Genomic DNA, 12,612 nt, shown 5'->3' with positions numbered 1-12,612 from the left:
AGACGTAACATCCCCAGAGGGCGCCGAAGGCTCGGCCTCCTTTCGATCATGTAACAGGAAGAGCGCACTCGGCGATGGGTAACTGTGTTGTCTCGGGGGTTCGCTGTGCCCCGGTGTGAATGAGGGGCGGAGGCATATGGACTTCTGGAAGACCATTTTCGGTCTCGCCAGACGTAAGGCCATCGGCCCGCCCCTGGCGGTCCTGTCCATCATCTCCGCGAGCCTGGTTTTCTTCCTGCTGCCGACCTATTACGTGTCCACGGCGTCGATGGTCCTGACGACCCCGGCCACCGGTGGAACGCTCTCAGCCGACCCGACCAAGCCGTTGGGCCTGACCAACCCGCTCCTGCAGTTCAGTGACGGCCTGCGCGTCACCTCGGGCATTCTCATCCTGTCCATGAACACCCCCGAGGTCGCGGCCGAACTCGGCGTCGTCCCGAACGGCCCCACCCAGATCGTGATCAACGACGGGCGGACCAACCCCGACCTGCTGGGCATCAGCACCAACGGCCCGTTCGTCTACGTCGAGGTGCAGAGCAGGTCGGCCGCCGCGGCCCAGGACGTCGTGCTGCGCGCCAAGCAGCGCATCCGCAAGGAACTCGCCGACCGTCAGCAGGCGCTCAAGGCCCCGCGTTCGACCTTCATCACGGTCGTCGACGTCGTGCCCTCCTCCGTCCCGACGGCGAAGATCTCCGGCAAGCTCACCGCCGCGGGCGCGACGATGTTCCTCGTGCTCCTCGGCGGCCTGAGCATCGTGTACGGCGTGACCCAGATCAGGGGAGGCCGCAGGCGTCCTCCGCAGGACTCCGCGGGTGCCGCGCGCGACGAGCGCGAGGCCCAGGAGGAGCAGGCCTGGGAGGCCGCGGGAGCGGGCCGTGAGAGCAGGACCCCGGCCGCCGACCCGCCCGTGATGGTGCCGCACGCACCCGTCGTCTCCGACTCCGCTGAAGGACCGTTCCAAGACGAGTCCGCAGGTCTGGTGGTCGTGGTCGACGACGAGGACCAGCACGACCAGGCCTCGGACACGGTTGTCTTCACCCGGGTCGGCTGGCGGGACGAGCGGAAATGACATCTCCGGAAGCCCGGGGCCACGGGGCCCCGCCGTACGGCAGGCCGGGACAGTAACGGCCCGCCGGTGCGGGCGATGACATTGACGGATCACGGTCACGGCGGCCGCGATCCGGTTCGGGGAGGCGCGCGTGGACTTCTGGGGAACAGTCCTTGTTCTGTTCCGGCGCTGGTACGTGGTCCTGCCGACCTTCGTCCTCTCGCTGGTCGCGGCGGCGGGGATCTACTCGACCGTTCCCACGACCTACACCTCCTCAGCCGTCCTCATCCTGACCACGCCGACCACCGGCGGCAGCCTGCCGACCAACCCCCGCATGCCCAACGGCCTGACCAACCCGATGCTGAACTTCGACCGGGGGCTGAGCATCTCGGCCTCCATCCTCATCGCCGCGATGGGCACCCCCGACATGGCGACCCAGCTGGGCGCGGTCGAGGGCGGCGACACGGCCTTCAAGGTCAACAACGGCAGCAGCAACATCGAGTCGCTGGCCACCGGGCCGTACGTGTTCATCGAAGGGGAGAGCTCGACGCCGCAGGCCGCCAAGGACATCGTGGTCAGGGTCATCGCCAAGACGAAGCTTGAGCTGATCAACCGCCAGGAGGCGGTGAAGGCGCCGAAGGCGACCTACATCAGCGCCTACGAGGCGGTGCCGCCGACCGAGCCGCTGGCCCAGCGCGGACGCAAGATGCGCGCCGTCGCCGCGGCGGCGGGCGTCGGGGTGATCGCGAGCCTGTTCATGGCGTTCACCGTCGAGAGCTTCGTCACCAACCGCAGGCGGCGCCGTGAGGAGGCGGAGGCGAAGGCCGGAGGAGACCCGGGCACCCCGCCGGGGACCTCCAGGAAGGCGACGCCCCCCGCGGAGCCGGTGACGGGCCGGCTCAACGGCCGTCTGCCCGCGGGCTCCCCGGTCACGAGGCCGTGACCCGTGGCGTCCTCCCCGACCTCCACCAGAGGCTCCACCGCAAGCGCGCGAGCCGTCTCCCGTGACCTCGCCCCGCCGCTGCCCAGGCACGCCGACGGCGCGACCCTCGTCAGCTTCTTCGTCGTCTCCCTGACGATCATCCCGGCCCGCCTGGTGTTCCGCGGCATCCCGCTCTCGCTCACCCCGGCCAACTTCATGGCCCTGCTGGCCGTCTTCTGCTGGATGTTCGCGCACTTCACCACCACGCTGGGGATGGCCAAGGGACGAACCCCCGTGCGCACCGCGCTGTTCGTCTTCCTGACCGCGATGATCGCCACGTTCGGCTACTCCACGTACGGCTACCTGCCCTCCGACGAGCTCAACCTCGCCGACCACGCGCTGATCCTGCTGGTGGCCAACGCCGGGATCGGGCTGATGATGTGCGACGGGGTCCGGGGCGCCGACCGCCTGGACTTCGTGCTGAAGACCGTCGTGGTGACCGGTGCCGCCGTCGCGCTGGTCGGCGCCCTGCAGTTCCTGATCGAGTTCGACCTCACCCGCTATCTCGCGCTGCCCGGCCTGCGGTACACCTCGGAGGACGCCTCCATCATCGCCAGGTCCGAGTTCCGCCGGGTGGCCGCGACCACCGGCCACCCCATCGAGTTCGGCGTCATCTGCGCGATGGTGCTGCCGCTGGCCGCCCACTACGGCTTCAAGGCCCGTCAGCTCGCCCAGCCCGCCCTGCGCTGGTGGGCGTGCGCGGGCCTGATCGCGCTCGGCCTGATGTTCTCGGTCTCCCGTTCGGCGGTGCTGAGCCTGGCGGGCGTCGCCTTCGTGCTGTTCCTCGGCTGGCCGGCCAGGCGGCGTGTCCAGGCGGTGCTGGTCGCGCTGGTGTTCCTGGTCGGCATGCGGATCGCGGTCCCCGGTCTCATCAACACCTTCTACAACCTGTTCGCCAACGCGGGCAGCGACGACAGCATCCAGTACCGCACGCACGACTACGACGTGGCCGCCTACGAGCTGGCCAAGCACCTGTGGCTGGGCCGGGGGATGGGCACCTGGTACGCCCCCAAGCACCAGGTCTTCGACAACCAGTACCTGTTGTCCGCGGTCGAGACGGGACTGCTCGGCATCGGGGCGGTCGTGGCGATGTTCGTGTGCGGCATCTACTCGGCGCTCAGGGCCCGCCACCTCAGCACCGACCCCGCGGTCAGGGACCTCGCGCTGACCCTGGCCTCCTGCCTGGTGGTCCCGCTGATCGGGGCCGCGACCTTTGACCTGATGTCCTTCGCCACGGTGACCGGCCTGTCCTTCGTGCTGATCGGCGCGACGGGCGCGTTGCTGCGCGCCACGGTGAGCACCGCCGTACCACGGCCCCGCACGCACCGCCTCACCTGGCGGGAGGCCGCGCAGCTGGGGATGCGGCGCCTGTTCGGCCGGTCGAGGCGCTCGGCGGCGCAGGGCTGAGCCCCGGGAGAGGGCGCCCGGAGGTCTGACACGACGACGGGGCGGACGCGTGCGCGCCCGCCCCGTTCTCACGCCGGATGAAGGAGTGTCAGCCCTCGCACTGCAGCGGTCTGACGATGGAGGTGACGTTGTAGTTCCTGTCGATCGTCACGACCGAGTTGTCCTTCCACCTGATCCTGTCGCAGTCGGCCTCGACCGGGCCGTACTGCCAGCTGTCGTCGACGATCTGGTTGCCCTGCACGATCAGCGTGCCGCGCCCGTTCTTCAGCTGGATGCTGTAGGTGCCGCCCATGACGAGGTTGTCGGTGACCACCGCGTCGACGATCTTCGGGTCGGTCAGGAAGATCGGCGCCGTGATGTCCTTGACGCCCCGCTGGTCGATGGTGTTGTGGTCGAAGACCAGGCCCTTGCCTCCGCCGTAGGTCTGGATGCCGTCGGAGTGGTCGTCGGGGTTGGAGCACAGGTCGATGAAGGAGTCGCGGATGCTGACGCTGTCGCCCCCGACCCGGAAGCCGTCGCCGTGGTTCCTGACGAGCACCCGCTCGGCGGCGAACTTGCTCTCCCCGACGCCGGGCAGGCTCTGGCACTTGTTCTCAAGGCCGACGGTCGAGTCGAAGATCTTGAAGCTGTAGGTGTTCGGGCCGTACTCGTTGATGACCCTCCCGTCGATCTGGCTGTTCCTGACCGTCACGTTGTTGGCGGTGATCACCAGGTCGCCGGGGATGCGCACGCTGTCGAGCACGGCCCCCGCCGTGGTGACCCGGTAGCTGTGCCCGTCGTTCAGGCTCTTGGTCGTCAGCCTCGTGCCGGGCGGGACACCGGTGCAGTCGGGGGTGGGGTGGCCGTCGCAGCTACGGTCGCCCGGCTCCTGGGGCCTGGTCGGCTCGGGGGAGTGCGTCGGCTCGGGGGAGTCCGTCGGTTCGGGGGAGTCCGTCGGCTTCGGGGAGCGCGTCGGTTCCGGGGTCCCGGTGGGGGACTTGGTCGGGGTCGGCTCAGCCGTCCTGGTCCTGGTCGGGGTGGGGGTGTTGCTCCGGGTGGGCGTCGAGGTGGGCTCTTCGGTGGGCTCGTCGGTGGGTTCCGAGGTCGGCCAGCGGGTCCACGTGGGCGTCGGGGTCGGCCGGTGCGTGGGAGTCCGGGTGAAGGTCACGGTCGGCGTCGGCTTGTGCGTGGGCAGGCCCGTCGGAAGGTCCGTCGGGAGATCCGTGGGCAGGCCCGTCGGCAGGTCCGTGGGACTGCTGGTCGGCCAGTGCGTCCACGTGGGGGAGGAGGACGGCCAGCGGGTGGAGGTGGGCTTCGGGGTGGTCGGCCTGCGGTGCCGCTCGTGCCAGCGGAAGACGACGTCGACCCAGTAGTTGTAGCCCTTGGGGTTGGACCGCTTGGGGAAGGCGCTGGTGCCGTACCCGAACACCCCGGCGTTGCGCGATGTCGTGCTGAGCGGGCCGGAAGTGGCCGGTCCCGTTGCCTGGGAGCCGACGTAGGTGCCGTTGGTGCTGTGGTACGAGACGGTGTAGACCTGGCCGGCCCGCAGCTGCACGGGGGAGGCGAACCGGGCCTCCTGCCAGCCTGAGGCGGTCTCCTTGGGGAAGGTGACCTGGGCGAGGCGGCGGCCCCGGGAGTCCCAGAGGCTGCCGGTGTGCCGTCCCTTCTCGCCGGAGGCCTTGTAGAAGCGGACGCCGGTCACCGAGCCGCTCTTGGCGGCGGTGAAGCGGGTGCCGAGCTCGACAGGGGAGCGGTCGGTGTGCGTGGGCGCCTTCACCGTCTCCTCCGACGACCAGAGACTGGTCTCCTGAGGCTGTTCCGGCTCCTCGGAGGCGGCGGGCCCGGCCGCCGCCGCGGGCGTGACGGTGACCTCGTCGTTGTGGGTGACGACCCAGGCGACCGGAACGGTCACCCCCACCAGGGCGACGACCAGGGCCGCCACCAGGCCGGGACGCATCCGTTTGCGAGGGGATAAGCCGTGCTGGGGTTCCCCACCCCGGCGAGGGGGGTGTGTACTGGCCATCTCTCTGACCTCCGCACCGACCTGAGGTCGGCTCGACGACATGTCTGCTTGGTCCTCGTGCAGAGGACATTGTTACGACAGAGGCCAGAGATACGCATCATTTTCAGATGATTATCCGTAAGTGTTATGACATATCGGTCTGATGGCGATGCGAAGATCAAATTTTTCGTGTATACGGCAGGGACCGAAAATGAAGATCGAAAACGGTCACCCCACGCACTTCAGCGGGCCGACGGTCGAGGTGACGCGGTACTCGGAGTCGATCGTGACCAGCGTGTTGTCCGCCCAGTCGATTTTCTCGCACTCGGAGTCGACCGGCCCGTAGACCCATGACCCGTCGACGAGTTTGTTGCCCCGCATCACGAGCCTGCCCCGTCCGTTACGCAGCTGGATGCTGTAGGTGCCGCCCATGACGAGGTTGTCGGTGACCACCGCGTCGACGATCTTCGGGTCGGTCAGGAAGATCGGCGCCGTGATGTCCTTGACGCCCCGCTGGTCGACGGTGTTGTGGCTGAAGACCAGGCCCTTGCCTCCGCCGTAGGTCTGGATGCCGTCGGAGTGGTCGTCGGGGTTGGAGCAGAGCCGTACGAAGGAGTCGCGGATGACGACGTCGTCGCCTCCGACCCGGAAGCCGTCGCCGTGGTTGCGGACGTGCAGCCGCAGGGCGGTGTACTTGTCCTGGCCGACGCCGGGCAGCGACTGGCAGCCGGTCTCCGGGCCGACGGTCGAGTCGACGATGGTGTATCTGAAGGTCTTCGGGCCGATCGCGTTGATGACCAGCCCGTCGATCCGGCTGTTCCTGATCGTCACGTTGTTGGCGGCCACCAGCAGGTCGGCGGTGATGTGCACGCCGTCGAGCACGCTCCCGGGCTCGGTGACGCGGTAGGCGCCGGGCTCGGTCAGCGTCAGCTTCTCCAGCTTGGTGCCCGGCGGCACACCGGTGCAGGCGGGGGTGGGATGGCCGGGGCAGCGGGCCACGGGGCGGGAGAGGTCGCTGGGAGTCGGCGAGGCGGCTCCCGGGGTGTCCCCCGACGTGCTGCACGCCGTCACCAGGGCCAGCGCGGCCGCCGACAGGACACCGAGCGGGACGAGCCGTCGCATCTTCACTCCGTCGCGGTAGGGGCAACGTCAGGGCCGATGAGCCGCCTCTGCAATTGTGCCCACGAACCGGCGGAAAGGTCTCTCCCGCTGATCGATGAGACCGGAAGCGGCCAGCGAATGCCCAGGTCGGGGTCGTCGTAGCGGACGGAGAGGTCCTCGGCGGGGTCGTGCTCCCTGTCGATGCGGTAGCAGACGTCCGTCTGCTCGGTCAGCGCCTGGAAACCGTGCAGCATGCCCGGCGGCACGTACAGGGTGACGAACGTCTCGTCGTCGAGCAGCACCGAGACCTGCTCGCCGAAGGTCGGCGAACCGGGCCGGGCGTCGACCAGCACGTCCTGTACGGCGCCGCGGGCGCAGCGCACCAGCTTCGCCTCTCCCCGCCCGGAACGGCCGTGCATCCCGCGGATCGTCCCCTGCCGTGAGCGGGACTGGCTGTCCTGCACGAAGCGGGCCGGGTCGAGTCCGGCCTTCTCGGCCACGGCGTTGTCGAACGTCCTGGTGAACAGCCCCCGGTCGTCACGGTGTGGCGTCGGAATGAACAACAACACCCCGTCGATGGCGGTTCGTTCTACTCTCATGCTGTGAATCCCTTCGAGAGGCGGAAGGCGGGCCGGTGAACGACGTCACCAGGCCGATCGTGAGCATCGTGGTCCCGGCCCACAACGAGGAGGCCGTCCTCGCGGGCAACCTCGACCGGCTGCTCGCGGGCACCGAACCCGGCGAGTTCGACGTGATCGTGGTGGCCAACGCCTGCTCCGACCGCACCGCCGAGGTGGCCGTACGGCCCGGCGTGCGTGTCGTCGAGACCCCCGTCCCCGGCAAGGCCAACGCGCTGCGCCTCGGAGACGAGCTCTGCGCGACCTTCCCCAGGATCTACCTGGACGCCGACGTGGAACTCGACTCCGGCTCCGTGCGCGCGCTCGTCGCCGCCCTCGACCGTCCCGGCGTGCTGGCCTGCGCCCCCGTCCCGGTGTGGGACATGACGGGGGTGAGCTGGGTGGCCAGGCGCATGCACAAGGTTCACAACGAGCTGGTGGCCCCGTTCAGGGCGCTGGCCGGGGTCGGCGTCTACGTGCTCACCGAGGAGGGACACGCCAAGGTCTTCCCCATCCCGGACGTGCTGTCCGACGACGGCTGGGCACACGGCAGCTTCGCGGTCCACGAGCGGGTCGTCGTGCCGCAGGCCAGGTCGCTCGTGCGCCCGGCCAGGACCGTGTCCGCGCACCTGAAGCGGCGGGTGCGGGTACGCCTGGGCAACCGCCAGCTCGCCGCACTCGGCCGCTCCGCCCCCGAGGGACGCCTGCGCCTGGGCTCCCTGGGGGCGTTGCTGACCGGGGGGAAGGTGAGCCCGCTCGACGCGGGCTGCTACCTCGCGGTCCTGGTGATGGACCGTGCCATGACCAGGGCGCGCACCTCGCGGGGCGGCCAGGTGCAGTGGGGCACCGACACCGGCAGCCGCTCCGAGGCGGGGTAGCCGGACGGGCCGCCCCGCCGTACGGCGCGGCCTGTCAGGCACCGGCACGCTCGGTGATGGTGTATATCCTGATCGTGCCGAAAGGCCCTTCCTGCTTGTCCCGGCGTCCCCGGTTGACGGTCCTGAGGTGCCGGAAGCGCCCGGTGCTCATCAGGAACTCGTCCTCCGTGGGGTTGAAGTAGATCACCGTGACCTCGCGCGGGTTGTCGTCCACGCTGGCGATCAGCCTGCGCATCACGGTCGCGAAGGTCTCGCCCCTGAAGGGGTTGTTGAGGAAGACGACCGTGACGTCCCGGGGGATCTCGTAGTCGAGCACGTCGGAGTTGACCAGCTCGACGTCCGCGCAGCGCAGGCGCAGCCGGGTGCCCGCGACGTTCTGCCTGGCGATCTCGCTCAGCTCGGCGGACAGCTCGACCCCGATCACCTTCCTGAAGGGGTAGCGCCAGGCCGCCTCAAGCACCATGCGTCCCATGCCGGAGCCGAGGTCGACGAACACGTCGTCCGGGCCGACGGCGTCGCGGGGGAGCGTGCGGCGCAGGGTCTGCCAGTTCGCGGCCGAGTAGTAGACCCGTTCCTCGTGCGCGAGCCCGAACTTCTCCAGGCTCACGACGTCGGAGGTCCGCACGCCGTACCGGCGCTCGAACAGCAGCCGTACGGCGCCGCTGCGCAGCGACCGGTAGTGGCGCCTGAACCCACCGGCGACCCCGCCGAGGAGGGCGCCGGCCCCGGCCGTGACCTCGACGGTGGCCTCGGTGACGGCCTCCACGAAGGAGGCCAGTTCACCGGTGGTGACGCTCAGCAGAAGCCCGCTCATCGGGGGCGCTCCTCTCTCGTTGTCTTTCCCGGCGTCAGGAGACGGCGGCCTCGTAGGCGGCCAGGAGCGCCTTGGAGGACTGCTCCCAGGACAGCGGGCCCGCGACACGGGCCCTGCCGATCTCGCCCATCCGCCTGCGCTCGGCGGGGTTGTCGAGCAGGTGCGCGACGAGCTTGGCGAACTCCGACTCGTCGTTGGCCGGGGCGTAGAGCGCGGCCTCCCCGGCGGAGACCCTGGCCTCCTTCAGGTCGAAGGAGACGATCGGGCGGGACATCGCCATGTACTCCATGATCTTGTTCATGGTGGACACGTCGTTGAGCGGGTTGAGCGGGTCGGGGGCCAGGCACACGTCCGCCGCCGACAGGTAGCGCAGCAGGTCCTCGTCGGAGATCCGCCCGGTGAACTCCACCTGGTCGGACAGACCGAGCCGGTGGGAGAGCGCGACCATCTCGTCGAAGGTGTCGCCGCCGCCGAGGAAGACCGCGTGCCAGTCCTTACGGCCGACCTCGTCGCGGAGCTTGGCCAGCGCCCGCAGCGCGTAGTCGACGCCGTCCTGCGGCCCCATGACCCCCAGGTAGCACAGCATGTACGGCTTGCCCTTCTTGAGGCCCTCCTCGACGGGGACCTGGCGGAAGCGCTCGACCGCGGGCGCGCTGCGCACCACGAACACCTTCTCCGGCCGCTTGCCGCCCCGGCTGACCGCCACGTCGCGGTAGCTCTCGTTGGTGGCGATCACCACGTCGGCGGTCCGGTAGGTGAGCCGTTCGAGCCTGCACACCGCCCGGTAGAGGAAGTCCTCACCCCGGTCGAAGCGGGACAGGTACAGCTCGGGCACCAGGTCGTGCTGGTCGAAGACGAACCGCGCGCCCTGCCGCTTGAGCCGCTTGGCGACGAGGTAGAGCAGGTCGGGCGGGTTGCAGGCGTGCACCACGTCCACCCGGCCGACCCGCCTGGCCAGCCGGAAGGTGTGCCACAGCGCCGAGCCGTACTCCTGGACGTAGCCGAGGGGGCCGCCGGTCGCCGCCTTCAGCGGGTAGCGGTGGATCTTCACCCCGTCGATCTCGGCGTACGGTTCGGTGTCGCGTTTGGTGCCCTGCGGGCAGATGACGTGCACGTCCCACCCGGCGTCGCGCAGCGTGGTGCTCTCCTGCCACACCCGCCTGTCGAACGGGACGGAGAGGTTCTCGACGAGGATGAGTGCTTTACCAGCCAAGGCCAACGTATCCAGGGTGCGCCCGGCGCGTCTCCGCGTCGGGAAGGCGGACGAGGTCGATGATCGTGCGGTCTCCCGCGTTGTCGAGCGCGCTCAGCACCGCGGGGTCCTTGCAGCCGACGACGCAGACGTCGGCGTGCGCGAGCACCTCCTCGACGGAGTTGGTCAGCAGGTCGCCCAGGTGCGGGAGCCTGCCGTCGATGTACTCCCTGTTGGCGCCCATGAGCCGCGACAGGGTGACGTTGGCGTCGTAGATGCGCAGGTCGTAGCCCTTGCCGAGGAGCCGTTCGGCCAGCTCGACCAGCGGGCTCTCCCGCAGGTCGTCCGTACCGGGCTTGAAGGACAGCCCGAACAGCCCGACCTTGCGGCTGCCCGCGGCGGTCACCAGGTCGAAGGCGCGCCTGAGGTGGTCCTCGTTGGAGGGCAGCACGTGCGACAGCAGCGGCACCGAGACGTCGGCCCGCCTGGCCGCGTAGACCAGGCCGCGCAGGTCCTTGGGCAGGCAGGAGCCGCCGAAGGCGAAGCCGGGGCGCAGGTAGGCCGTGCTGACGTTGAGCTTGCGGTCGGCGAGGAAGACGTCCATGACCCGGTGCGAGTCGAGGCCCAGGGCCTGGCAGATCGCCCCGATCTCGTTGGCGAAGCTGATCTTCAGACCGTGGAAGGCGTTGTCGGCGTACTTGGTCATCTCGGCCACCGCGACGGGCACCCGGAAGACCTCGCCGGGAAGCCCCTCGTACAGCGCGGCGACCGCGTCACCGCTGGCGGCGTCGAACTCGCCGATGACGGTCTTCGGCGGCTCGAAGAAGTCGCGCACGCTCGTGCCCTCGCGCAGGAACTCCGGGTTGACCGCGACGCCGAAGTCGACGCCCGCCCGGTAGCCCGAGGCCTTCTCCAGGATCGGGATGAGCAGGTCGGTGCAGGTGCCGGGCAGCATGGTGCTGCGGAAGACGATCGTGTGCCGCCCGTTCTTGGCGGTCAGGGCCTGGCCGATCTCCTCGGAGACCCGCTCCAGGTAGACGGTCGACAGGCTGCCGTTCTGGGCCGAGGGGGTGCCGACGCAGATCAGGGAGATGTCGGTCGCGCCGACGGCCTCCGCCACGTCGGTGGTCGCCCGCAGCGCGCCACTGGCCACGACCTCCGCGGTCAGCTCGCCGATCCGCTCCTCGACCACCGGGGCGTTGCCCCGGGAGATGAGGTCGACCTTCACGGGGTTGACGTCGACGCCGACCACCTCGTGCCCGCTGGCCGCGAGGCAGGCCGCGGACACGCAACCCACATAGCCGAGCCCGAACACGCTGATTCTCATTTGTGCGCTGCCTCCATCGCGTCATGTGCGGCCGGGCGCGAGGCAGGGGGCGTCTTGCCAAGCCTCGCCCGACTCACCCGACGGCCGGATGATTCCTTGTGGTCGTTGCGTTCTGTGTGGTGGTTCATCGTCAGGGTCCCGGCGTGGCTAGCGGTTCAGGTTCCGGAGGCCGTGGACGATCTTTCGCAGGCCGGGGCCGAGAGCGGACGACTTCGCCGTCTCGACCACGGAGTCGCGCGCCCGCCGCAGTGTCTGCCGGGCCGAGCTACGTGTCACCATTCCTTGGCATACCAGCGTTTCGCCGGTTTTGGCACGCCTTTTGTACTCATCGTCGCCTCGTCCGAGGTCGATACGCGTGATTCCCATCGCCGGGGCGGCGATCGCGAGCTCACGCAGCAGCATCCAGCCGGGGGCGAGGTTGCCGAAGTCGGGGTCGTAGACAGGGAACCACCAGTGCAGCACCGAGCCCGAGCGGATGCCGAAGTGCGCCGCGAGCAGGTGCGGGCCCGCGTGCAGCGTGGACAGCACGCCCGCGAAGGAGGTACCCCGGGTGCGCAGCAGCCCGCTCATCAGCTCGTGCCGGTCGGGCGCGGCGAAGTAGTCCTTGGCGCCGGTCGCGGCGTACTGCGCGCGTTTGAGCTCGATCACCCGCTCCAGGACGTCCTGGTCGGTGCTGTCGGCGACGAAGCGCACCGGGCCGTGGGTCCGCTCGGCCTTGGCGGCGCGGCGGCGGGCCTGGCCCATGTTGTCCTTGCCGCTGCGCGAGGCGCGTCCCAGATAGCCGTCGAGGCCGCCGGAGACGTCCAGGAACGGCGAGGGCCTGCGGGACTCGATCCACGGCTCGAAGTCCGCGCAGTCCTCGACGAGGTGGTCGAAGGCGAAGCCGCGTACCCCGTTGGTGAGCAGCCCGAGCGGCGGGAAACCGGTGCCGGGGGCGAGCACGGGCCCCTGGAAGTCGGCGGCGGGCCAGCCCGCGGGCCTGATCAGCGACCGCTCACGGTGGTGGGGCAGCAGCGCCCTGACCGCGCCCGTCCCGTCCCTGCCGACGGCGACCGTCACCTGCCGCCCGCTGGCGTGTACGGCCTGCGCGAAGCCGGGGTGGAAGTAGGGACTGTCCAGGGCGGGGTTGGTCTCCCGCAGCCGGTGCCAGGTCTCCAGCTCCTGCGCGGTGAGCGCGTCGAGGCGGACCGTTCGTACGGCGTGCACCCGCGCGGGCTCCGTGCTCGCGGGCATGCTCATCGTGGTCTCTCTTCTCGAAGGCGGCG

The 12,612-nt window shown here is 69.8% G+C and carries 11 protein-coding genes; 4 read left to right on the top strand and 7 right to left on the bottom strand.

The annotated features are described in order from the left end of the window. The first annotated feature begins 136 nt into the window (after positions 1-136). The 3 genes from ABT340_RS12660 to ABT340_RS12650 all read left to right on the top strand — a co-directional run bounded on the left by ABT340_RS12660 (position 137) and on the right by ABT340_RS12650 (position 3,437). Positions 137-1,069, top strand: a complete 933-nt coding sequence (locus tag ABT340_RS12660) for a hypothetical protein (RefSeq protein WP_352010844.1) — start codon at positions 137-139, stop codon at positions 1,067-1,069. Positions 1,070-1,199: 130 nt separating this feature from the next. Then, a complete protein-coding gene (locus ABT340_RS12655; protein WP_352010843.1) occupies positions 1,200-1,991 on the top strand; it encodes a hypothetical protein in 792 nt (263 codons plus the stop codon). A 3-nt stretch (positions 1,992-1,994) separates the two neighbouring features. Next, positions 1,995-3,437 (top strand): O-antigen ligase family protein, encoded by a 1,443-nt coding sequence (locus tag ABT340_RS12650; protein ID WP_352010842.1) that lies wholly within the window; start codon positions 1,995-1,997, stop codon positions 3,435-3,437. 88 nt (positions 3,438-3,525) lie between these two features. On the opposite strand, the gene ABT340_RS12645 is transcribed toward ABT340_RS12650, so the two are convergent. From ABT340_RS12645 to ABT340_RS12635, 3 genes are all read right to left on the bottom strand, one after another. After that, positions 3,526-5,373 carry a DUF4082 domain-containing protein gene (locus tag ABT340_RS12645; protein WP_352010841.1) on the bottom strand — a complete coding sequence of 616 codons (1,848 nt, stop codon included), beginning with the start codon at positions 5,371-5,373 and terminating at the stop codon, positions 3,526-3,528. A gap of 273 nt (positions 5,374-5,646) precedes the next feature. After that, positions 5,647-6,540, bottom strand: a complete 894-nt coding sequence (locus ABT340_RS12640) for a hypothetical protein (RefSeq protein ID WP_352010840.1) — start codon at positions 6,538-6,540, stop codon at positions 5,647-5,649. 2 nt (positions 6,541-6,542) lie between these two features. Continuing rightward, positions 6,543-7,118: a dTDP-4-dehydrorhamnose 3,5-epimerase family protein gene (locus tag ABT340_RS12635; RefSeq protein WP_352010839.1), complete on the bottom strand. Its 576-nt coding sequence runs from the start codon at positions 7,116-7,118 to the stop codon at positions 6,543-6,545. 35 nt (positions 7,119-7,153) lie between these two features. On the opposite strand from ABT340_RS12635, the gene ABT340_RS12630 reads away from it, so the two are divergent. Continuing rightward, positions 7,154-8,014 carry a glycosyltransferase family 2 protein gene (locus ABT340_RS12630; RefSeq protein WP_352010838.1) on the top strand — a complete coding sequence of 287 codons (861 nt, stop codon included), beginning with the start codon at positions 7,154-7,156 and terminating at the stop codon, positions 8,012-8,014. A 34-nt stretch (positions 8,015-8,048) separates the two neighbouring features. Here ABT340_RS12630 and ABT340_RS12625 read toward each other — a convergent pair whose 3' ends face one another. The 4 genes from ABT340_RS12625 to ABT340_RS12610 form a co-directional block, all read right to left on the bottom strand. Beyond that, complete coding sequence (locus ABT340_RS12625; RefSeq protein WP_352010837.1) at positions 8,049-8,828, bottom strand: class I SAM-dependent methyltransferase; 780 nt, start codon at positions 8,826-8,828, stop codon at positions 8,049-8,051. A gap of 34 nt (positions 8,829-8,862) precedes the next feature. Beyond that, on the bottom strand, positions 8,863-10,041 hold the full coding sequence (locus tag ABT340_RS12620) for a glycosyltransferase family 4 protein (RefSeq protein WP_352010836.1): 1,179 nt from the start codon (positions 10,039-10,041) through the stop codon (positions 8,863-8,865). After that, on the bottom strand, positions 10,031-11,347 hold the full coding sequence (locus ABT340_RS12615) for a nucleotide sugar dehydrogenase (protein WP_352010835.1): 1,317 nt from the start codon (positions 11,345-11,347) through the stop codon (positions 10,031-10,033). Before ABT340_RS12615 ends, ABT340_RS12620 begins: the two co-directional genes overlap by 11 nt. A 147-nt stretch (positions 11,348-11,494) precedes the next feature. Further along, positions 11,495-12,586: a GNAT family N-acetyltransferase gene (locus ABT340_RS12610; protein WP_352010834.1), complete on the bottom strand. Its 1,092-nt coding sequence runs from the start codon at positions 12,584-12,586 to the stop codon at positions 11,495-11,497. Positions 12,587-12,612 lie beyond the last annotated feature (26 nt).

Source organism: Streptosporangium sp. NPDC000239 (genome assembly GCF_040300765.1).
Lineage (GTDB): Bacteria > Actinomycetota > Actinomycetes > Streptosporangiales > Streptosporangiaceae > Streptosporangium.
This window is presented reverse-complemented; position numbering and strand designations above follow the sequence as displayed.